The sequence below is a fragment of the Bizionia myxarmorum genome (genome assembly GCF_008086205.1).
In the GTDB taxonomy this organism is placed as follows: domain Bacteria; phylum Bacteroidota; class Bacteroidia; order Flavobacteriales; family Flavobacteriaceae; genus Algorimicrobium; species Algorimicrobium myxarmorum.
In genome coordinates this window covers 162,938-183,964 of sequence record NZ_VSKK01000002.1, presented here as the reverse complement: position 1 = coordinate 183,964, position 21,027 = coordinate 162,938, and the positions used below count along the sequence as shown (strand labels likewise).

Here is a 21,027-nt window from a genome sequence, read left to right as displayed (position 1 = left end):
AGAATTTCATAAAATCTATGCAAATACAACAAAGGAAAAAAGAAATGCAAAAAAAACAATTAATTTATACAACAATATAGGATTAAATTTATCTTTAGATATTAAAATATCCAATTTTCCATATTTTAGGAGCTTGCGTAAATATAAATACCTATTCAAATGTCCGACAAGACATTTCACCAAATAAGCATTCAATAGAAAATGAATATAAAAAAACTTTCCATAATAATCCCAGCTTATAATGAAGCGGCCACTATCCATAGAATTTTAGATAAAATAAAAGATGTTCATCTATTAAATGACATTACCAAAGAACTTATAATTGTAAATGACTGTTCTTCAGACAGCACTAAAGATGTTATTCATAAATACATGGAGGCTAATCAAGGGCTCAAAATAAATTATTTCGAACATGAGATTAATAAAGGAAAAGGAGCAGCATTACATACAGGAATAGAAATGGCCACAGGTGAAATCTTGGTTATTCAAGATGCTGACCTAGAATATGATCCCCAAGAATATAATGATTTACTCAAGCCAATTGTAATGGGTTTTGCTGATGTAGTCTATGGCTCAAGATTTATGGGGAGTAATCCACATCGCATATTATTCTTTTGGCATACTTTGGGAAATAAGTTTCTTACCCTTTTATCCAATATATTCACCAATTTAAATTTAACCGACATGGAAACATGTTATAAAATGTTTAGAACTAACATAATTCAAGGGATAAAACTAAAAGAAAAAAGGTTTGGATTTGAGCCTGAAGTGACTTCTAAAATTTCTAAAATAAAAGGAATAAGAATTTATGAGGTTGGAATAAGTTATTATGGAAGAACTTATGAGGAAGGCAAAAAAATCGGATGGAAAGATGGATTTAGAGCCATATATTGTATATTAAAATATTATTTTAAGGATTAATGAAGAATCTATTAAAAGCCAATTGGTTTCTTTTCATTCTGTTCGCCGCATTAATTTCAGTTAAAATTTACTATATAAATTTGTCGTTTCAGAATGGATTGTATTCTGATGAAATAGCCTATAACTTTGTAGATGCTAGTCATTATTTAAAAATAGCGGAAAACATTTCAGAATTTAATGTTTATTCAGATAACAACTCAAACATTGCTACTGAAAAGGCCACTTGGCGTTCTCCATTTTGGCCTTGGGTATTGTCTCTGTTTTTTAATTTAACAAATAATTTGTTTATTTTAATAATTTTAAAATTTATTTTAGAATTGAGCCTGATGGTATTCGCTTTATTAAAAATAAAGAATAATCCATCCATAAAAAAAATATACTTTCTTCCTTTCTTACTAATTTTTCTAGAACCACAATATTTAAAATATTCGATTACATTCTTATCTGAAAGCTTTACGGCTGTTTTAATGATGGTCTTTTTAGCATTTTTTTTATCTCTAAATATTATTAAAAAATATCACATCGCCATTCCAATTTTAGCATCATTGATAATCTTAGCTCATCCTGTATCCATCTTTTTTATTTTATCTATTTTTATTATTTACCTCTTATACAATGTTAAATCAAATTTTAAAATTTCTATTCTACATGGATTACTATTTTCAATAATTATCCTAGTTTGGCCAATTAGAAATCAGATGACATTTAATAAAGGTTTTTATTTAACGGCCTCACAGGGGACTACATTCTCAATAGGATGGAATGAAAAAGTATCAACTCAATTTACAAATGTTAATGGAGATTTAGCAGATCCAGGTTTAAATTTAAAATATGCTGACATTTTTTATATCAAAAATATAAATAATAGTACGTTAAATTTAAGTAAAGCATATACTAATGGAACAATCAATTTTTTAAAGAATATCAGTTTTAAAGAAAAAATCAAAATAATATACATTAAAATTAAATCAAATTTTAACCCTTTTCCCGAAAACCCTAAACCAGGTTTTTTAGAAGAATTATCAATTTTATTTAGAATTATTTATTTATTAGTTTTTGTTCAACTTATTTTTCGCTTATTTAATAAAGAAAAGTTCAATTTCAATTCCATAAAAGACAAAACTTTTTTCATTGTAGCATCTGTTTTAATTGGTCAAATACTAATGTCCATATACATTTATACAGGTTTAAGGTTTAATTCTATCTATTCCTTAACAATGTTAACATGTTTTATTTTATTAAATTTAAAAACGATTAATTCATTAATAGATTTTATTTGGAAAAAACTAATAATTAGTTAAAATTAATGTTAGTCTCTAATGTGGTTGGGAGTAGTAAAAATAATATTTTAATTTCATAAATTTTCAATTTAACTATGGCTTCCTAAAGAATAAAAATCATGCGCTAACAAACTCGAGCATTTTAAAAACATACTCCTAATTATTCATTTCCGCAATAACATAAAGATGAAAAAAATTAAACAAAAAGCAATAAATGCTATTAAAAAATTAGACATCTATTCACCTTATCCGCTCTTGTATAAATTTCGTATGACTAGAAATGAACAATATATATTTAATAAATATATTAAAAACTCCAATAATTACCTGGAATTTGGCTCGGGAGGAAGCACCTTAAGGGTTTTACAAAAGTCAAAGGCAAAAGTGTATTCAGTGGAGTCTAGTTCTGACTGGATTAGCTACTTATCTAAATACTTCATTATTAGGAAAGCAACCAACAAAAGGTTATTTTTTCATCATGTAGATATCGGACAAACGGGAAGATGGGGGTTTCCTGTTTCGAAAGATTTAGAAAACCTATTTCCTAATTATTCCAATAGTATTTTTAAATCTTTGGATTCTAATAACATAGATACCGTTCTTATTGATGGGCGCTTTAGGGTAGCGTGCGTTTTAAGCGTAATTTTAAATAGGGCTTCAAATGATAATATTAGCATACTAATACACGATTTTTGGAACCGCAAAGATTATCATACGGTATTAAAATATCTAACCGAAGTGGATAAAATGGACACTTTAGGTGTTTTCAAAATTAAAGATAACCTAGATCTAGTTTTAGTTAAAGAAGATTATAATATCTATAAATATGTTGCAGATTAATATAGAGTAAATACAAAACTATAGCTTAATTTGTACCAAAATCTTAAGCATTTAGTATGCGTACTTTTATTTTTTCTTTGAGACTAAAAGACTTCCTATCAAATTTCCGAGCAAACAAACAAGTGCTTTCCAACAGCACCTCATAATCACGCTCATCCAAAACAACCGGCGTACTTCCTCTATCGGTGGACCAATCAATATGTCGTAAATTATCGTTTACAACAAGGTCTGCAAAGGGTGCATTTAAAATAATAGTATGAAAATATAATTCTTCTGCGCAAAAGGAAAACTTAAAGCGCTTTAAAAATTTAGGGTTATTATAAGTGTAATTCATTACATATTGCAAGGTGTCTTTAGATAATGTCCAATACGTTGAGCCGCCATGTAATTGAAGAAAATCTTTTGGGAGTTTACGCGCTATTCCTAATTTCACTTGTAAGCGCACAAATTTTCGAATGTATTTTTTGTGTTTTTTAGCATCAAACCAATCATATAAGTGGTAATAAGTTAATCTATTTACGCCACCTCCACTCCATCTTTTAAAAGGCACTTCATGATGTGCTAGATAGTCTCGTGGTTCGTTCATTTGAGCAACGCCAAAACTTTTAAAATGAGAAATAGATTTCACAGGAAAATCTTGCCCTGTAATTAAATGAAAACAAAAATTGGCTTCATCCTTTAGTGCTTCACTAGATAAATATAAATAGGCCTTTAAATGGTTAAACCCACCCCAATTAACCTTAAAACGATTGGTTATTAACTTAACCTGAGGTTCTTTTAAAAACTGAATCTCCTCGGAACTAAACTTACTTTTACGGTCCAGATGGATATAAATATTAAAATAGGACGCATCAAAAAAACAAACCAATTCTTTTAATTGCTGGATGTCTTTGTAGCCAGTGATTAGGATGGCTTGTTTCATAGCATTTAGATAATATTTAGATTTCAATGATGAACGTGAAAACTAAGTAGATAATTAATTCGTTAAACAAAACAATTAAACATTTCTATATTTACAACCATAAATATCAGTTTAAAGTTGTTTGAAAATAATTTTCATAAATAAAGACATTCTCATCTGCATTATAGTTCTTTACTATAAAATGGTTAGCATTCTTAATTACATTAGGAAATAAAGATTGATTTAAATAAAGTTTTTCTATTTTTTGTGCCCAAGCACTAATATCATTTGCCACTAAAAACCCATTTTGTTCATCTTTTATATAAGTATTTAAGGGTGACACATCAGAAACAAGTACGGGTAATCCATATGCCATACTTTCAATAATCATTTTACTCAACCCTTCATATTCGCAAGCGTGGACTAATAAATCGTAGTGTTTTAAGTTATCCCATAATATTTCCTTTTTTACAAAAGGCTTAAAAGAAATAAATTCTTGAATCTCCAAGAATTCAACTTGTTTCTTTAAAATTCTTTTGTTCGGCCCCTCTCCTATAAGAGTCAAATGAATGTTATGATTCTTTAATTTAGCTATAGCATCGACAAGAATATCTTGACGTTTTTGATAATCGGAGAATCTAGCAACCATTACAATATCTAATCTTTTTTTACTAATAATAATATCTTTTAAATGAATCTCTTTATTTAAATTCACCCCAATGTCTTTAATAAAATAATTATTAAACCTAAAATCAAAGTCATATTCCTTCATTTTTAAATGAAACAAATCAAATAAACCTTTCGAAATAAAATTGAACTGATCAACTTTATTAAATAATTCGACATATTGATCTTTCTTTCGGAATCCTTCCTTTTCGATTTCTTCAAAGAGTTTAAGACCCGCAATACGAACAATTAACTTAAAATCTAATTCCTTCTTAAAACACACATACTTTCTTAGCAATGAAAAATTATAATAAGTATGTACAATCTCTACTTTATTCTTTTTTATTAAAAACTTATGATGTTTTGTTTTGAGCGATGCTAATATTCGTTTAACCCTAACTCTATTTAATATACCGAATTTGAATTTTGAATAAGTAATCACCTCAACCCCATCAATTTTTTTTCGTGAATATCCAAAAAGTGTCTTTGATTGTTGTTTCGTAATAAAAAATACAGTATGTCCATTTTCCGTCATTTTTTCGGCTATTAACCTTAACGAGGTTTCAGCGCCTCCTACGCGACCTCCCGAATATGGGGAATGAATGGTTTCAATTAAGATATTCATAAGAGAACTACAATTTTTAACATATTAATGAAAATTCTACACAAATCTCAAATTTGTACACAAACTAAAAAAAATATTATAACTTTATTTAAGCTTTAAATAAAAAAAGTGATATTTCCCATATAAATAATATGTTGAAAGGGCGCCAAAAAAATAAATAGACTTCACTCCAAATGCCTTTACCATAGCAATTTCAAATCCTTTAGGCATCTTCACTTTTTTGTTACCTTGAAAATAAGAAGATAAGCAAACTAGTAACGTGTATTTCTCGAATTGTTTGTTGTGGGTTAATTTTATAATTTCTTTGTAATTAATCCAATACATTTCAAGCCTTGACTTGAAATAAGAGAAATTGTTCTCTCTTCGTTTATACCCAATAGAACTATCATGATAACGTCTCAAAGTTAGAACTTTATCTATTTTTTTTAAAGATGTGGTTTTAAGTAATAATTTACAAGAAAAATTATACTCTTGCCCCGCTTTTAAAACTTCATTAAAACTAACTTTTTCAGCAAAAGATTTTTTTATAAACAAATCAGGTGTAAACCAACTTATATATGTAGTTACATAAGATATGAAACTCACCTCTTCAGCTTTAAAATTGTAAGTATACTCACCTCCCTTTTCTCTATTAAAATATTGAGTTTGGCTAATCACAAAATCAACATTATAATCTAAAATAGTTTTAACTTTAATTTCAATCTTCTCCGGCACCATCAAATCATCACTATCAAACCATTGAATAAATTCTCCTTTACTAACCTCAAACCCATAATTCCGTGCCCCATTACCACCATGCAAATGAGTATCTGGTCGTTTATGAAATTGAAAACGATTATCGTTAGCTATATAGGCCTCTAACAAGGCTTCCGTCCCATCCGTACTTCCATCATCCACCACAATACATTCCCAATTCGTATACGTTTGTGCCAATACAGAATCCAACGTCCCGCCAATTAAATGCGCACGGTTAAATGTCGGAATAATGATGGAAACAAGGGGCTGCTCTTGCATGGTTTTATTTTACAGGACTAATATACAAAGTCGCCTGAAAATAAATGCTAAAAATAAAGAAAGAGCCGAAAAAGAGTGAAAAACTTTATAAAAACAAAATAAATCGAAAAACACGAATCAAAAACAAACTAATAAAAGCCAATTTTAACCCAAACCATCTTCAGTAGTAATATTATTAACCTCATTAAAAACATCCGTATAAGACAAATCCATATAAACACAAAACTCACGAATACTCAAGGCCTGATGCTTGGTTTTCCCTAAAGCATCCTTGATAGTGCGCACAAGCGTTTGTGCGGTTGTTGGCGATTTACCGAGTATAATCGCCACCTCTTTTGGATAAATACATAACTGTTTCATAAGGCTCAATATTCGTAATACGCCTATTTTTTCTCTTTGCTATTTCGAGTTTCATGGGTATTGTTTTTATTGGGCTGTTCATTAGTAAAACCATCCGTGATTTTTTAAGTTTCAGAATTAATCAATATCAAATAAAGTGCCAAAGATAATTCTTACAAAATTAAAGCATCTGAAAATCAAAGAACTACAGGAAGCCAATAGGCGCTATTCACCAATCGCTAATCGTTAATCCTCATTCGTTAATCTCCAATCGTCAATCTCCAATCGTCAATCTCCAATCGTCAATCTCCAATCTCCAATCGTTAATCATCAATCTCCAATCCCAACTTTCCACTATTCACTTTTCACTCTTCACTTTTCACTTTTCACTCTTCACTCTTCACTCTTCACTCTTCACTCTTCACTCTTCACTATTCACTATTCACTCCTAACTCAAACCTAGCTCCCACCTAACGTTGAGGGTACTCCGAGGGTAGTCCGAGTGAATAAGAGGCCAAAATCACCACCATAAACACCCAAAAGCATCAAAAAACACTAAAATGCAGTAAAAAACACAAAACAAACAGTTTAGAACCCTGAACAAAGAACCAAGCAATTTCCTGTCAATACACAGCTTATCAACTATGTACATAAACTACAAACAAAAACAACCCATAATCCCGAAAACCAAAACCCACCCCTTTTTATCGAAATACATTAGCCATAAGATTGTGACGTGTTGTTCAAAAATCCAATTCCTGCTAGGAGCTCATGCCAGGAAGCCGATCATGAAACACACCTCTAAAAAGCAATCAAATAATGTTTAACCAGTATCGGTAGCACGTTTTAAAACGAATATAGAAAAAACCTAAAGCCGATGCACAAATTTTAATATTATGGCAAAATATAAAAGCCTATTTAAAGTAAGAGGCTCCATCGACGATGTGAACTTTTACAAGACAGAAGACGGATATGGAATCAGATCCAAATCAAGCATTAGTAAAGACCGCATTAAAAGCGATCCTGCTTTTCAAAGAACCCGTGAAAACAACAGCGAGTTCGCAAACAGCGCTACTAGTGGAAAAATACTCCGTCGTGCAAGTATAGACATCGTGTCTAAAACCAAAGACAGCAAGCTGTCCTCACGCCTCATGCAAGCCATGTCGCAGGTTAAAAATGAAGACCTAATCTCTATTAGAGGCCAACGAAATGTGGCGGTCGGTATTTTAACAGCAGCAGGAAAGCTACCCCTAAAAGGGTTTAACTTTAATAGAAAAGCAATCCTAATGGAGGTTTTATTAGCCGATGTAACCTTGAATACGGTAACAGGTGAAATGGTGATTACTAATTTCACCCCAGACCAAAAGTTGAGGATTCCGGAAGGCGCCACACATGTGGAGTTTAGCGGTGGCTTCTTAAACTTGGACTTTACAACCGAGATCAAGGACCTACAGTTATCAAACGTGGTAAACCTGCCTATAAATGGCACGAATACTACCGTTACCTTAACTCCAGTAGCACCGGCTGCAGGTACAGGACTAAGCTTTTACCTATTAAAAGTGGCTTTCTTTCAGGAGTTAAATGGAATCCAATACGTTCTTAAAAACGGCGTACATAATGCCGTACAAATCTTGGAGGTATTGTAAGTAGTCAATGTTTAACCAAATGGAAAACGGATGCCTTGGCATCCGTTTTTTTATGAAAAAAAGCTATTCAAAAATGCATTAAGCAATAAAATATGCGAATTCAAATCGAATGTATAGAAATCATTAAAGCTGAAAGGGTTTGGCATAAAACTGTTCGTCTGGACTTAAAATAGCGTAGCGTTCTATAATGCGCGCCCGACAATTCAAGCGGGCTTCCCATGATTTTAAGATATTTTGCTCATCGACTCTATCAATATCATCTAAAAATACAGAATACGTCCTGGCCAATTTATGGTTAAGATAAGGAACGGCAGAATAACGTGAATGGGGTGTCAAACCACCATAAGGGCCATCAACCAAAACAAGATCAATTGTAGGAATAGTATGCAACGCTTTATCTAACGCGTCAGCATCATACCACAACTTTTGTTCTTCAAATGCTAATGCCGTATCAACAGGTTTAATGGGGGCAGTAACGACTGTAACATAATCTAACAAATCTAACACCTTCAATTGCTTGGTAAGTTTGGCTGCCCAATCCAAATCAGATTCTACTGTCAAAAAAGAGGCTTCAATGTGATTAGACTTTAATAATTTGGCGATATAAAGCGTAGATGCACCTGCGCCAAATTCAATAATACTTTTACGATTGTTTACAACAATATCATTTAAAACATGGCAAATAGTACTTGGAGAAATAGCCCAGTTCGAAAAGGGAATAAAGAAAGAGGTATCATTAAATAATTGATGTAATTGCGCCTGATTAAATTGAATTTGACTAATTTTTCTTTGCTTTTTATAGAGTCCCTTAAGCCTACCATCCACATAAGCATTTATTCTATACTTTATTTTTTTTATCATTGTTTATAATTTGGATAATAGTTTAAAAACAAGTCTTCATTGCGCTCCTGAATAGTCTTTTCAATGCCAGCTAAAATAGCATCCGACTTGATTTCTTTCTTACTTCTATTCGTTATTTCATCTTTAAAGAAGAAATCGGCTTCCAATTGAAATTTAGTCTTTATAACCTGATTCATATCATCAATAAAAGTTTCAAGTTTAACAACACCCCAAGTATTTATATCTAAACTATTTAGGTCTTTAGCAATGGCGGTATTAACATAATTCCAATACCACAAACATCTCTCCGTTTGATTCAAATGTTCCCAAGCTTCAACAGGCATCGCATGTACTTTATCTCCATAAAGACGGTATTTGTCAAATTGATTAATGGTAGTTTCAGTAGAAGTTGGCAAATGCCAATCTCTTTGAATATAAGATTTAACAGAATCTGAAGGGTTTCTTATTAAATGAATAAAAAAAGCATGCTTAAAATAACGAGACAAATAAGGGACTAAATTCCATAACCTATGATCGGAGTGCACAATGATTTCTCCTCGTTTTCCTTCCCAAATACGCTCTGAAAATATGGCATCCAATTTTGAATAAATCTCCTTTTCTCGATTGGCATTTTCCGCCAATTGTGTTGACAACTGAATTAAATCAGGAATGACTTCATGAAAGGCTATAAACTTCGAATGTTGATTAAATACATTTTTAATACTAGTAGAACCACATCTGCCAGTGCTTAATATAAAAACAATCGGCTGATTCCGCTTACCTTTATAGGTATAACCAAAAAGCTTTAGAAAATAATTTTCTACGAGAACCTTAACTACTTTTATCCTGTTCTTTATTTTCTTTATAGCCATTGATAATTAGTATAAAATCCTTTTTTTCCTGAAGCTGGCAGTTTACCAAACCCATAAAAATCGCCTTGTTCAATGACGATTTGTCCAATCTCCTTCATGTTTTCTAATACCATATTCGCCTCATGCACGGACGTATTATAAGAGTAAACACCCTTACTTACTGGCCACTTTTCCACAGAAAGAATAGCCACGCCCTCCTTATCAGCATAAGTCTTATCTATCACATCACTTCTACAAGCAAATAAAAACTCATCATATTCATTATAAAAAGCAATGGATAAGGACAAATTCCTTAAATCAGGATTTCTGTATGAAACTTTTAACCGTACTTCCTGCCCTACCAAGGCGTTCTCAATTCGTTCATTTTTAGAATTTAAGAACTCTATTTTACAAATCCCGAAGTTTTTGTCAAAATCTTCAAAAACTAAAGGTTTGGATGTTTTATTATTGAGATAATAGTTCACGGCCTCTTCTGTTCCCCCTTCAAAAACAGAAGTCCCATGCTCTAAAACAATAGCACGTGTACACAAACTTTTTACAGCCGCCATATTATGACTCACAAACAACACCGTTCGCCCATCGCCTTTACTAATATCCTGCATTTTGCCAATAGCTTTTTTTTGGAATTCGGCATCGCCAACGGCCAGCACCTCATCAATCACCAAAATATCAGGTTCTAAAAAGGCCGCTACAGCAAAAGCCAAACGCACACGCATCCCGGAACTATAACGTTTTACAGGCGTATCTACATAACGCTCGCAACCCGAAAATTCAATGATCTCTTGTTCTTTAGCTTTTATTTCGGCTTTCCGCATGCCCAATATAGCACCGTTTAAATAAATATTTTCACGGCCTGTTAATTCCGGGTGAAACCCCGTTCCTACTTCCAATAAACTAGCAATGCGCCCTTTGGTTTTAATATCGCCTGTGGTAGGAATCGTGACCCGAGATAATATTTTTAACAGGGTGCTTTTACCTGCCCCATTTTTTCCAATAATACCCAATACTTCACCTTGTTGCACTTCAAAATTAATATCCTGTAAGGCCCAAACATAATCGCTATCCGATTTGGTGCTTCTATCATTCACCGAACCCACCTTCAAATACGGATCGTCCTTCCCACGAATGCCAGCCCACCATCTATTCAAATCATGACTGATGGTCCCAGTCCCCACAAGCCCAAGGCGGTATTGTTTAGATATATTTTCAGCTTTTAAAATGACACCCATGATTTTAAACTTCGTTATTCGATATTCGTTAATTCGTTACTAGGTATTCGTTATTCAATATTCAATATTCCAAGTTCCATAATTCTGATACAGCCATTGAAAACTGTGACTGAAAACTGCCTGCCCGTCCGTAGCATTTGCGAAGGCGGGCGACTGCGACTGCGACTGCGACTGCGACTGCGACTGCGACTGCGACTGCGACTGCGACTGCGACTGCGACTATAAAAATAATTATTTCCTTCTAACTAAACTGTCATTTATAACTCTTTGTTCTTTGTTCTTAATTCTTTGATCTTTGGTTCGCTACTTTTTTGGAATTTTGAACGTGGAACTTGGAATTTGACTCCCCTCAAACCTAACACCTATACGGTGTCTATAAAAGTCTTCTCAGTCCTATTAAATACCACAATCCCCAACATCAAAATCACCAATGTCACAACAACCGTATACCAAATTCCAAACCAACTAAACGTGCCAGTACCCAACAGCATGTAGCGGGCCGTTTCAATAATATACGCCACGGGGTTATACTCTACAACCCAAGCAATTTTTGGTAATTTTTCACGCATTAAAGCTAATGGATACATCACAGCCGACACATACATCAGTAATTGTACCCCAAAACCAACCAAGAATTTCAAATCGCGGTACTTCGTCACCATACTGCTAATAAGCATCCCAATGCCGAGGCCTAGCAAGCCCATAAGAACAACAATAACTGGGAAAACCAGAATACTAGAACCTACATGAATGTCTGCCCCATTAAGATAATAATAAATATAAAAAGCAATGAAAATAAATAGCTGAATCCCAAACTTCATCAAATTAGAAATGATAATAGATAAAGGCATGATAATCCGTGGAAAATATACCTTTCCAAAAATAGACGCATTACTCGTAAAAGTATCACTAGTAGAAGTTAAACAAGTATTAAAATAGTTCCAAATGGAAACACCCGCCAAGTTAAACAAGAAAGGCGGCACCGTTCCGGTTTCAATATTAGCAACTTTATTAAAAATAAGGGTAAATGTTAAAGCCGTAAACAACGGCTGAATTAAGTACCAAAGCGGCCCTAAAATAGTTTGCTTATAAACCGTTACCACATCGCGCTTCACAAACAGAAATAATAAATCGCGATAACGCCAAATCTCGGCAAAATTAAAGTCGATTAATTTCCGTTTGGAAGAAATGGTATATAACCATCCATCATCCTCTTTCGTATCCAATATAATAGCGTTTTTTGAATCGGGCTAATATAAACAATGAACAATTAATAATGAAGAATTAATAATGAAGAATTAAAATTGCCGTTAAAAATTACAATCCTACTGCCCACACTCAAAACCAAGCGTCATTGCGTTTGTAAATTTAAAGCGTCATTGCGAGGAGTGACAGAGGAACGACGCGGCAAATGCCTAGCATTCACGAAAACCAATTTGTTCAAATAAAAATGCATGAGTAACCCGTAGTTCATTTCATCCCCGTCATTGCGAGGAGCGACGAAGGAACGACGCGGCAACCCGTAGTTTATTTCATCCTAAAACGTCGAGTCTTCCTAACCCTAAATCATGCGTCATTGCGAGGAGCGACGAAGGAACGACGCGGCAAATGCCTAGCATTCACGAAAACCAATTTATTAAAATAAAAATGCATGAGTAACCCGTAGCTCATTTCATCCCTGTCATTGCGAGGAGTGACAGAGGAACGACGCGGCAACCCGTATATCATTCATCCTAAAACGTCGAGTGTTCCTAACCCAAAATCATGCGTCATTGCGAAAAGTGACGAAGGAGTAACGCGGCAAATGCCTAGCATTCACGAAAACCAATTTGTTCAAATAAAAATGCATGAGTAACCCGTAGTTCATTTCATCCCCGTCATTGCGAGGAGCGACGAAGGAACGACGCGGCAAATGCCTAGCATTCACGAAAACCAATTTAAAAATAAAAATGCATGAGTAACCCGTATATCATTCATCCTAAAACGTCGAGTGTTCCTAACCCAAAATCATGCGTCATTGCGAGGAGCGACGAAGGAACGACGCGGCAAATGCCTAGCATTCACGAAAACCAATTTAAAAATAAAAATGCATGAGTAACCCGTATATCATTCATCCTAAAACGTCGAGTGTTCCTAACCCAAAATCATGCGTCATTGCGAAAAGTGACGTAGGAGTGACGCGGCAAATGCCCAGCATTCACGAAAACCAATTTATTAAAATAAAAATGCATGAGTAACCCGTATTTTATTTCATCAAAAACTTCTAGTATTAAAAAGTCCCCTTCAGGGATTTAGGGGAAAAACTCCCCCGAATCCAAATACGCTGGCAATTCCTCCAGCCTATACCAGTCTGTATCACTGTTTATCACAGAATCATAATAACCGGCTCCAATCTTCGTACTAACCACTAATTCACCCAATAAATCTAATAAAATAAGATAAATATAGTCCAGTAGGATGTCAGTATCAGAAACCTTTCCTGTAAGTGAGAAGGGCGTTAAATGAAACATCAAGTCATACTTCCCCATGTTAAAATCCACTGGAGCCCATCGCAAAGCACTTGGTTTTATGGAAAGATCCTTAAAACAATAAGGGGCATCCGCTCCATGCTTAATTTCCTCCAAATTAAGTGTGGGCTGTATAAAACCCGTTAGCTGCCAGTTAGGGATATAAGGCACAAAGCGCATCAAATTGGATACAAACAACATCCCATCTGCACTGCCATTAGCCGTCAGAATTAATTCAGCATCCTGTCCATCTGCTGCAAAATGAAGAACATAATTCAGGTCTTCATGGTAGTCTTTCAAGCGACTATTAATCTCATGATAATAGAAAGCCTGCTCCTGCTCCGTAAAATCAGTTAAGTAAAAATAAGCATCACGATGCTCATAAAACCAATCCCAAAAATCTTTAAACTGTGCCATAATTTTAAATTTAGTATCATTTCTAATTTTACTATTCACGAAAACCAATTTAGTAAAATAAAAAAGCATAAGTAACCAGTATATTATTTTCATCCCCGTCATTGCGAGGAGCGACGAAGGAGAGACGCGGCAAATGCCTAGCATTCACGAAAACCAATTTATTAAAATAAAAATGCATGAGTAACCCGTATATCATTCATTCCAAAACGTCGAGTCTTCCTAACCCTAAATCATGCGTCCTTGCGAGGAGTGACGAAGGAACGACGTGGCAAATGCCTAGCATTCACGAAAACCAATTTATTAAAATAAAAATGCATGAGTAACCCGTAGTTCATTTCATCCTAAAATCATGCGTCATTGCGAGGAACGACGAAGGAGTGACGCGGCAACCCGTATATCATTCATTCCAAAACGTCGAGTGTTCCTAACCCAAAATCATGCGTCCTTGCGAAAAGTGACGAAGGAACGACGCGGCAAATGCCTAGCATTCACGAAAACCAATTTATTAAAATAAAAATGCATGAGTAACCCGTATATTATTTCATCCTCGTCATTGCGAGGAGCGACGAAGGAACGACGCGGCAAATGCCTAGCATTCACGAAAACCAATTTATTAAAATAAAAATGCATGAGTAACCCGTAATTCATTCATCCCTAAATTATGCGTCATTGCGAGGAGGTACGACGCGGCAACCCGTAATTCATTCATCCCAAAACGTCGAGTATTCCTTCCTCAACTCCGCAAGAGTGCAAGTCCCCTTTAGGGGGTTTAGGGGTCAAACCAACTCCAAAAGTCCGCAAGAGTAAGAAGTCCCCTTTAGGGGATTTAGGGGATTAACCAACTCCAAAACCCTAAAAATCCCCTCCAAGATTTTAAGAAATTATGCTCTAAACCAAATCTTTGCCTTCTAAAACAGCAGCAGCCAAATCACTTCGTTGTTGCTGACGCATTTTCTTATCGAGCGCAGTCATAAAAATTTCCAAATCGGGATGATTTAAAAAATTACCAGTTCCAGATTCTAAAATCTCAATCCGATAAGCACGTCGCGCCGCATCTTCATCAATAGGGCCTTTAGCAAATAAATCGGTATTAATGTATTCATATAACAAAGGAATCGAAAAATGAAAAAGAGCATTAAAATCGAAAATACTAATAACTTGTTGATTACCTAAACCACGCTCACGGCGAATATAGCCCATCATGTTTCGTGCAGAACGCATGCTCGAACCAGTAATTTGACTAACATCTGTAGAGCTCATAAATATTTTATTTTTTTCCATGTGACAAAATTTTTTAAGGTTCAATAGATTAATTATTAACTAGTTGCAATTTATACACAGAAAAGGAATGTGAATTAATAATTATGTAAATATTCGATGAAATACATCTTTTTAGTAAGACATAACTTACCATTACCATCTTTTGTATGTAAAAACTCACCATACATCGATTTTACTCCGAAATAATTGTCAGAAAGTTGTAGTCAAAATTTAAAAATCAATGAAATAAACTCCTAATGTATAGATAGTGTATAGATGGTGTATGGATGGTGTATGGATGGTGTATGGATAGTGTATGAAGAAAAGTTATGCATTTTTTGTTTAGAAAAACAGGTTTTAATCAAATCCAAATAGAATTCGCGGCAATAACATGCCCCGAACGGCAAAAAGAGACAAAGAGTTGCAGAAAGGGAAATCTTGAAAAAATGGACCAAACAAGCGCACTAGTTTTACCACATCAGAACCGCATAGCCCTCTGTAATGCAGTCACCTAGGAGCCCGTGAAGCAAAGCAGTCGAAAACTATCAGCTGATAAAAACTTTTATGAATATTTTAAATTTTAGTCATCATGGCAAAATTAAAGAGCTTAATCAAGATCGAAGGAACCCTAGACGATCTTACCTTTTACAAGGGCAAAGACGGGTTTTTAGTAAGAACCAAAGGCGGCGTTAGCGCAAATCGGATTAAAAATGATCCAGCATTTGCAAGAACACGCGAAAATGGTTCCGAATTTGGACACAGTGCAACGAGCGGAAAAATACTCCGCCGGGCCATCCTAAACTTAATTGCAGACGCAAAAGATGTTCGCGTAACATCCAGGCTAACGCAGACTATGAGTTTAGTTAAAAACACCGATGTAACATCTGTTCGGGGACAACGCAAAGTGGCTATTGGTTTAGCAACTGCTGAAGGTAAAGCAAGTTTAAAAAACTTTGACTTCAACAACAATGCCCAAATGAGCACAGTGCTCTTGTCCGATTACAGTTTGGATACACTAACAGGTGAGATCACAATAACCGATCTCATCTCAAATCATGATTTAGGAAAACCATCAGGCTCTACCCACGTGAGTTTCATAGCGGGATTTCTAAATCTTGATTTCACAACTGGCGACAAAGACTTACAGTTGAGTCCAACCGTGAATTTACCTATTGACGGAACGACAACAACAGTCAGTTTACTCCCACCAGCAGTTCCTGCTGGCACAGGAAACCAATTATTCTTTCTGAAAGTATCATTCTTTCAAGAAGTTAATGGCATTCAATACGCCTTAAATAACGGCGCATACAACGCCCTAGAATTAATTGAAGTGTTATAATGCAACCCAGTAGTGAAGAAGAAGCTGTCTGAAAAGACAGCTTTTTTTATTATGTTATTTCCATTATTTAAGTAGGTTAATGAAGAAAACAAAAATTAAAGCAACATTACGATTATAAATTTAAAGCGTCATTGCGAGGAGCGACGAAGGAACGACGCGGCAAATGCATAGCATTCACGAAAACCAATTTATTAAAATAAAAACGCATGAGTAACCCGTAATTCATTCATCCTCGTCATTGCGAGGAACGACGAAGGAGTAACGCGGCAACCCGTAGGTCATTCTTCCGAAAACGGCAAGTAGTCATACACTAGCGAGCTTAAGAATATTACCAAAGTACAGCTAGAAAAAATCGTCATCCCATCATACAGATTGCCACGGTCGTGCCTCCCTCGCAATGACAGAATTCTCCTAAACACCAAACGCCTCCTCCAAATCAGCATACAAATCCAACCACTCCGGATTAAAACCATGTATCAAAGCCAATTTAGTGGCCCGACTTCCAGCTTTTAATTGTTTCTCCCGACCTATAGCATCGCCTATCATTTGAAAGACTTCAAAGTAAACCAGTTTGTTTAAGTTGTATTTAGCAGTAAAAGATTTGGAATCTAGTTTGTCACGGTGTTGTTTCACCCGCGTCAAAATATCGGCAGTTACACCAATATATAAAGTGGTGTTATTCTTATTGGTCAATATATAAACGAAACCTTGTTTCATAAATATTATTTTTATTCTCGTCATTGCGAGCATAAAACTAACGCGTCATTGCGAGGAGTGACGAAGGAACGACGCGGCAAATGCCCAACATTCACGAAAACCAATTTATTAAAATAAAAATGCATGAGTAACCCGTAAATCATTTCATCCTAAAATTAAGTCGTCATTGCGAGGAACGACAAAGGAGTGACGCGGCAACCCGTATTTTATTTCATCAAAAACTTCGAGTATTCCTTCCTCAACTCCGCAACAGCAAAAGTCCCCTTCGGGGATTTAGGGGATTAAGGGCATCTCATCAAATCCGCTTCAAAAACCCCTTAATCTTACTCATAATCCCCTTCTTCCCATCATCATGATAAGCATTTCCATAAGTTCCATAGCCATAACCGTAGCCATAGCCATAACCATACCCGTAGTTATGATTGGTTTTATGTTTGTAGAAGTTCAATACAAAATTGATATTCTTAATTTCCCCACCACGATATTTCGCATTAATTAATTGAAGCATCCCTTTTTTGGTATAATCCAAACGCACCATAAAGATGGAAGTATCCGCATATTTTACCAATTCTAAAGCATCAGTTACCAAGCCTAAAGGTGGTGTATCCAAAACAATAATATCATAAGTCTGACGTAGTTCAGCTATTAAAGTCTCTAAATTACCACTCATTAGTAATTCAGATGGATTCGGTGGAATAGGTCCTGCCGGTACCACATCCAGATTTTCAATATGCGTATGATTCACAACAGAGGCAAAATCAGATTCACCTATAAAATAATTTGTCATGCCCGTTTCATTCGTTAAATTGAAATCATCAAATATTTTAGGCTTACGTAAATCCAATCCTAAAAGAATCGTTTTCTTACCACTCAAGGCATAAACCGTAGCAATATTAATAGAACAAAAGGTTTTACCTTCCCCACTAACCGAAGATGTCACCATAATAGTACGTCCACCTGCCTGCGGATTCTTATTAAGAATAAACTGCAAACTAGAGCGAATAGAACGGAAAGATTCCGCAACGGCCGACTTCGGCTTCTCAAAAACCACCAAGTTATTATGGTAACGGTATTTCCCTATAAGTCCTAAAATAGGAATTTTAGAAAGCCGTTCCACCTCATCCGAACCGTGAATGGTATGATCCAATAAAAAGATGACGAAAATAAGAAACATCGGTATAAAAAACCCGAGCATCAAACCCATCATATAATTTAAGGATTTGTTGGGGCCAATTAACCCGCCTCCAATATCTTTAGCCTCATCAACAATACTAATATCAGACACGTTAGCAGCTTTTACAATAGCCGCCTGGCTCCGCTTATCCATATAAATATTATAAGCTTCTTGGCTAATATCCAACTTCCGCTGTATCTTCAAAAACTCCTGCTGATTCTCTGGCAAACCACTTAATTTGGATTCCATAGTGGCAAGATTCCGATTCAGGCTATTCATAAATATCCGAATGGTACTTTTGGTGGCCGCAATGGTTTCTAATAACACATTCTTTTCAGCATCTATCTGCCGGTCTAAATCTTTAAAGTTTACCGAGCCTTCGCGCAACGTGTATTCTTTACTTTGACGCTCAATAGCCAACATGGTGATTTTAGAAACACTACTTTGAATATTAGGTTCTTCAATCCCTACAGAACTTGGGGCTGCAATACTGCTATAATCCGTTTTGGTGCGTAAATAATTCTCTAAAGCATCTAAATAATTTAATTTGCTAACCTCCATTTCCTTCTGAAGTTCCATATCTTTTAACCTAGCGGAAACATCACTCATTTCTGTGGAAACATCAAAAACCTTATTGTCTTTTCGGAAACTATTCATTTCATCCGCATAGTCCTTTAAATTGGTATTAACCGCACTTAAACTACTATCTATAAACTTTATGGTGTTGGTAGCATATAAGTTTTTACGCTCTAGTTCCGTTTCACTTAAAATAGCCGCAGTGGTGTTTAAATAATCTACTATTTTCGACTTGTTATTACCAGCTAAACTCAACCGTAAAACAGAAGCGGAGGCATTACTAAACGGACTCACGGCAATACCACCTTTATAGCCGTTTACCACCCCATCAAAATTACTAAACTGCATATAAAATTCCTGTCCAGCTTTTACAGGTCTACCGCTTCGTAAGGTCACAAACCCATGAAAGAAGGGCAAGTTAACAACCTCTCCTATTTTAAATTCTTTTTGAAATGGCCCTAGTGGCAATACAACCGGCATACGTTCTTTAGTATCATAACGTTGCCCCGAACCTTTTTCCGTTTCATACGCTGTAAATACTTCAAAAGTCGATTCGGATAAAAAGCGAATCCCAACAAAGTGATTAAGCACTTGAGGCTGCGTTAAATCAGGTTCAAAAATAAAAGGGGCATCTTTATAAATATCCAGTTTCCGATACTTCCCTTCTTCAAAATAATTCATATAGGACTTCAAAGAGTCCACAACTTTCTCGTTATGCGTGCGTGTTTGTAAAGTGGTAATGGTTTTACCCATTTTCCCAGAAACCCCACCCCAGTTAAAAGAAATACTGGTATTGGCAGTAAAAAAAGGATTCTGATCGCTTTCTACGGAAATAAGCGATTCCAACTTATACACATTCTGCTTCCTAACATTAATGAAATAAGCAATGATTAAGGCAACACCAATACAGGCCAATACAAATTTCCAAAGGTTTAAAACTTTAAATAAATAACCCTTAAAGTCGAAGTTAATACTCCCGCCTTCACCTGAATCTACATCGTCATAATCGTAATCTGCCATAGTTTAAAGTCGGTCTATAAGTAAAATAGTAGTCGTAATAAAAGATAATACTGTTACAATGGTTCCAAAGGTTTGTAAACCGGTAATCCCAGTTCCCCAGGACTTTTGTTTCAGGGGTTTCACATAAATTATATCATTCATCTGAATATAATAAAACGGCGAATCCATCACACCAATATCCAATAAATTTAAATGGTGTATTTGCTGCCCTTGCGGGTATTGCCGTATAATCGTCACATCTTTTCGGTCGCCCGTTACTAAAATATCACCCGCATTGGCCAAAGCTTCAAAGATATTTACGCGGGGCTGATATAAGGTTTGGGTACCCGTTCCACCTACTTCTCCCGTTACAGTAAAACGCAATCCCGTAAGCTTAACGGTCACAAATATATTGGCGGCTTCTTTAAACTCGTCAGCCAATATCTTCGTTTCTATTAGTTTCTCAATTTCCTCCGTGGTATAACCCAGTACATTAATCTCCCCTAAAACAGGAATACGAATATTCCCATGCAAATCCACTGTAAAACCATCAAAAAAGGCACGCTGGTCACCAGAGGCATTCAAATCGCTTTCGCCTACCGGGTTGTAAATTTGAACACTTTGTTGGTCCAAAGCTTTCACCCGAATGTTTAAAATATCATTAATTTGTACCCGATAAGGCTTTTGTTTTTCGCTTATAACTTGTGTAGTGTCCGTTGCAACGGCTCTGTTTTGTAAATACACCAAATCCTTATTCGGAATACAAGACACGGAAAGTAAGGCTATTAGACCCAATAAAATAATAGGGATATGCTTCATGGTGAGGGTGCAAGTTTCTTCACAAATATAGCTTTTCAGTAGGAAT

Annotated in this window: 21 protein-coding genes; 8 read left to right on the top strand and 13 right to left on the bottom strand. The window is 35.2% G+C overall.

Annotated features, from left to right (window positions below; genetic code table 11):
* Nucleotides 1-201 precede the first annotated feature (201 nt).
* The 3 genes from ES674_RS09880 (at nucleotide 202) to ES674_RS09870 (ending at nucleotide 3,041) form a co-directional block, all read left to right on the top strand.
* Nucleotides 202-921, top strand: a complete 720-nt coding sequence (locus tag ES674_RS09880; RefSeq protein WP_148403875.1) for a glycosyltransferase family 2 protein — start codon at nucleotides 202-204, stop codon at nucleotides 919-921.
* On the top strand, nucleotides 921-2,222 hold the full coding sequence (locus tag ES674_RS09875) for a hypothetical protein (protein ID WP_148403873.1): 1,302 nt from the start codon (nucleotides 921-923) through the stop codon (nucleotides 2,220-2,222). The genes ES674_RS09880 and ES674_RS09875 overlap by 1 nt, the downstream gene beginning before the upstream one ends.
* A gap of 165 nt (nucleotides 2,223-2,387) precedes the next feature.
* Nucleotides 2,388-3,041: a hypothetical protein gene (locus tag ES674_RS09870; RefSeq protein WP_148403871.1), complete on the top strand. Its 654-nt coding sequence runs from the start codon at nucleotides 2,388-2,390 to the stop codon at nucleotides 3,039-3,041.
* A 43-nt stretch (nucleotides 3,042-3,084) separates the two neighbouring features.
* Here the strand turns inward: ES674_RS09870 and ES674_RS09865 are convergent, their stop codons facing one another.
* From ES674_RS09865 to ES674_RS09850, 4 genes are all read right to left on the bottom strand, one after another.
* Nucleotides 3,085-3,963 carry a beta-1,6-N-acetylglucosaminyltransferase gene (locus ES674_RS09865; RefSeq protein ID WP_148403869.1) on the bottom strand — a complete coding sequence of 293 codons (879 nt, stop codon included), beginning with the start codon at nucleotides 3,961-3,963 and terminating at the stop codon, nucleotides 3,085-3,087.
* A gap of 106 nt (nucleotides 3,964-4,069) precedes the next feature.
* On the bottom strand, nucleotides 4,070-5,233 hold the full coding sequence (locus tag ES674_RS09860) for a glycosyltransferase family 4 protein (protein ID WP_148403867.1): 1,164 nt from the start codon (nucleotides 5,231-5,233) through the stop codon (nucleotides 4,070-4,072).
* A gap of 84 nt (nucleotides 5,234-5,317) precedes the next feature.
* On the bottom strand, nucleotides 5,318-6,247 hold the full coding sequence (locus ES674_RS09855; protein ID WP_148403865.1) for a glycosyltransferase family 2 protein: 930 nt from the start codon (nucleotides 6,245-6,247) through the stop codon (nucleotides 5,318-5,320).
* 144 nt (nucleotides 6,248-6,391) lie between these two features.
* Entirely contained in the window at nucleotides 6,392-6,607 is a 216-nt protein-coding gene (locus ES674_RS09850; RefSeq protein WP_148403863.1) for a hypothetical protein, read from the bottom strand.
* Between the two features lie 923 nt (nucleotides 6,608-7,530).
* Between ES674_RS09850 and ES674_RS09845 the strand changes: the two genes are divergently transcribed.
* Nucleotides 7,531-8,232: a hypothetical protein gene (locus ES674_RS09845; protein WP_246126012.1), complete on the top strand. Its 702-nt coding sequence runs from the start codon at nucleotides 7,531-7,533 to the stop codon at nucleotides 8,230-8,232.
* A gap of 123 nt (nucleotides 8,233-8,355) precedes the next feature.
* Here the strand turns inward: ES674_RS09845 and ES674_RS09840 are convergent, their stop codons facing one another.
* The 4 genes from ES674_RS09840 to ES674_RS09825 form a co-directional block, all read right to left on the bottom strand.
* Nucleotides 8,356-9,093 (bottom strand): class I SAM-dependent methyltransferase, encoded by a 738-nt coding sequence (locus ES674_RS09840; protein ID WP_148403860.1) that lies wholly within the window; start codon nucleotides 9,091-9,093, stop codon nucleotides 8,356-8,358.
* Nucleotides 9,090-9,944, bottom strand: a complete 855-nt coding sequence (locus ES674_RS09835; RefSeq protein WP_148403858.1) for a sulfotransferase — start codon at nucleotides 9,942-9,944, stop codon at nucleotides 9,090-9,092. Before ES674_RS09835 ends, ES674_RS09840 begins: the two co-directional genes overlap by 4 nt.
* Nucleotides 9,935-11,173, bottom strand: coding sequence for an ABC transporter ATP-binding protein (locus ES674_RS09830; protein ID WP_148403857.1), 1,239 nt, complete (start codon nucleotides 11,171-11,173; stop codon nucleotides 9,935-9,937). The genes ES674_RS09835 and ES674_RS09830 overlap by 10 nt, the downstream gene beginning before the upstream one ends.
* A 362-nt stretch (nucleotides 11,174-11,535) precedes the next feature.
* The gene (locus tag ES674_RS09825) at nucleotides 11,536-12,399 is read right to left on the bottom strand and encodes an ABC transporter permease (RefSeq protein WP_148403856.1); all 864 of its coding nucleotides are present in this window, start codon (nucleotides 12,397-12,399) and stop codon (nucleotides 11,536-11,538) included.
* A 727-nt stretch (nucleotides 12,400-13,126) separates the two neighbouring features.
* Here ES674_RS09825 and ES674_RS15405 point away from each other — a divergent pair.
* Nucleotides 13,127-13,267: a hypothetical protein gene (locus tag ES674_RS15405; RefSeq protein ID WP_170233994.1), complete on the top strand. Its 141-nt coding sequence runs from the start codon at nucleotides 13,127-13,129 to the stop codon at nucleotides 13,265-13,267.
* Complete coding sequence (locus ES674_RS15400) at nucleotides 13,264-13,410, top strand: hypothetical protein (protein ID WP_170233993.1); 147 nt, start codon at nucleotides 13,264-13,266, stop codon at nucleotides 13,408-13,410. The genes ES674_RS15405 and ES674_RS15400 overlap by 4 nt, the downstream gene beginning before the upstream one ends.
* Before the next feature lie 54 nt (nucleotides 13,411-13,464).
* On the opposite strand, the gene ES674_RS09820 is transcribed toward ES674_RS15400, so the two are convergent.
* Complete coding sequence (locus tag ES674_RS09820; protein WP_211359283.1) at nucleotides 13,465-14,166, bottom strand: hypothetical protein; 702 nt, start codon at nucleotides 14,164-14,166, stop codon at nucleotides 13,465-13,467.
* Nucleotides 14,167-14,273: 107 nt separating this feature from the next.
* On the opposite strand from ES674_RS09820, the gene ES674_RS15480 reads away from it, so the two are divergent.
* On the top strand, nucleotides 14,274-14,420 hold the full coding sequence (locus ES674_RS15480) for a hypothetical protein (protein WP_211359282.1): 147 nt from the start codon (nucleotides 14,274-14,276) through the stop codon (nucleotides 14,418-14,420).
* Between the two features lie 565 nt (nucleotides 14,421-14,985).
* On the opposite strand, the gene ES674_RS09815 is transcribed toward ES674_RS15480, so the two are convergent.
* The gene (locus ES674_RS09815) at nucleotides 14,986-15,357 is read right to left on the bottom strand and encodes a hypothetical protein (protein ID WP_148403853.1); all 372 of its coding nucleotides are present in this window, start codon (nucleotides 15,355-15,357) and stop codon (nucleotides 14,986-14,988) included.
* A gap of 589 nt (nucleotides 15,358-15,946) precedes the next feature.
* Here ES674_RS09815 and ES674_RS09810 point away from each other — a divergent pair.
* Nucleotides 15,947-16,696 (top strand): hypothetical protein, encoded by a 750-nt coding sequence (locus ES674_RS09810; protein WP_148403851.1) that lies wholly within the window; start codon nucleotides 15,947-15,949, stop codon nucleotides 16,694-16,696.
* 411 nt (nucleotides 16,697-17,107) lie between these two features.
* On the opposite strand, the gene ES674_RS09805 is transcribed toward ES674_RS09810, so the two are convergent.
* From ES674_RS09805 to ES674_RS09795, 3 genes are all read right to left on the bottom strand, one after another.
* Nucleotides 17,108-17,413: a GIY-YIG nuclease family protein gene (locus tag ES674_RS09805; RefSeq protein ID WP_148403850.1), complete on the bottom strand. Its 306-nt coding sequence runs from the start codon at nucleotides 17,411-17,413 to the stop codon at nucleotides 17,108-17,110.
* Nucleotides 17,414-17,708: 295 nt separating this feature from the next.
* Entirely contained in the window at nucleotides 17,709-20,183 is a 2,475-nt protein-coding gene (locus ES674_RS09800) for an exopolysaccharide transport family protein (protein WP_148403848.1), read from the bottom strand.
* Between the two features lie 3 nt (nucleotides 20,184-20,186).
* On the bottom strand, nucleotides 20,187-20,981 hold the full coding sequence (locus tag ES674_RS09795; protein ID WP_148403846.1) for a polysaccharide biosynthesis/export family protein: 795 nt from the start codon (nucleotides 20,979-20,981) through the stop codon (nucleotides 20,187-20,189).
* Nucleotides 20,982-21,027 lie beyond the last annotated feature (46 nt).

Coding starts and splice junctions, on each gene's coding strand:
- ES674_RS09840 (WP_148403860.1), bottom strand. CDS start 9,093: ATGATAAAAAAAATAAAGTATAGAATAAATGCTTATGTGGATGGTAGG.
- ES674_RS09865 (WP_148403869.1), bottom strand. CDS start 3,963: ATGAAACAAGCCATCCTAATCACTGGCTACAAAGACATCCAGCAATTA.
- ES674_RS09875 (WP_148403873.1), top strand. CDS start 921: ATGAAGAATCTATTAAAAGCCAATTGGTTTCTTTTCATTCTGTTCGCC.
- ES674_RS09805 (WP_148403850.1), bottom strand. CDS start 17,413: ATGAAACAAGGTTTCGTTTATATATTGACCAATAAGAATAACACCACT.
- ES674_RS15405 (WP_170233994.1), top strand. CDS start 13,127: ATGAGTAACCCGTATATCATTCATCCTAAAACGTCGAGTGTTCCTAAC.
- ES674_RS15480 (WP_211359282.1), top strand. CDS start 14,274: ATGAGTAACCCGTATATCATTCATTCCAAAACGTCGAGTCTTCCTAAC.
- ES674_RS09850 (WP_148403863.1), bottom strand. CDS start 6,607: ATGAAACAGTTATGTATTTATCCAAAAGAGGTGGCGATTATACTCGGT.
- ES674_RS09820 (WP_211359283.1), bottom strand. CDS start 14,166: ATGCTTTTTTATTTTACTAAATTGGTTTTCGTGAATAGTAAAATTAGA.
- ES674_RS09870 (WP_148403871.1), top strand. CDS start 2,388: ATGAAAAAAATTAAACAAAAAGCAATAAATGCTATTAAAAAATTAGAC.
- ES674_RS09815 (WP_148403853.1), bottom strand. CDS start 15,357: ATGAGCTCTACAGATGTTAGTCAAATTACTGGTTCGAGCATGCGTTCT.
- ES674_RS09855 (WP_148403865.1), bottom strand. CDS start 6,247: ATGCAAGAGCAGCCCCTTGTTTCCATCATTATTCCGACATTTAACCGT.
- ES674_RS09800 (WP_148403848.1), bottom strand. CDS start 20,183: ATGGCAGATTACGATTATGACGATGTAGATTCAGGTGAAGGCGGGAGT.
- ES674_RS09795 (WP_148403846.1), bottom strand. CDS start 20,981: ATGAAGCATATCCCTATTATTTTATTGGGTCTAATAGCCTTACTTTCC.
- ES674_RS09810 (WP_148403851.1), top strand. CDS start 15,947: ATGGCAAAATTAAAGAGCTTAATCAAGATCGAAGGAACCCTAGACGAT.
- ES674_RS09880 (WP_148403875.1), top strand. CDS start 202: ATGAATATAAAAAAACTTTCCATAATAATCCCAGCTTATAATGAAGCG.
- ES674_RS09860 (WP_148403867.1), bottom strand. CDS start 5,233: ATGAATATCTTAATTGAAACCATTCATTCCCCATATTCGGGAGGTCGC.
- ES674_RS15400 (WP_170233993.1), top strand. CDS start 13,264: ATGAGTAACCCGTATATCATTCATCCTAAAACGTCGAGTGTTCCTAAC.
- ES674_RS09830 (WP_148403857.1), bottom strand. CDS start 11,173: ATGGGTGTCATTTTAAAAGCTGAAAATATATCTAAACAATACCGCCTT.
- ES674_RS09835 (WP_148403858.1), bottom strand. CDS start 9,944: ATGGCTATAAAGAAAATAAAGAACAGGATAAAAGTAGTTAAGGTTCTC.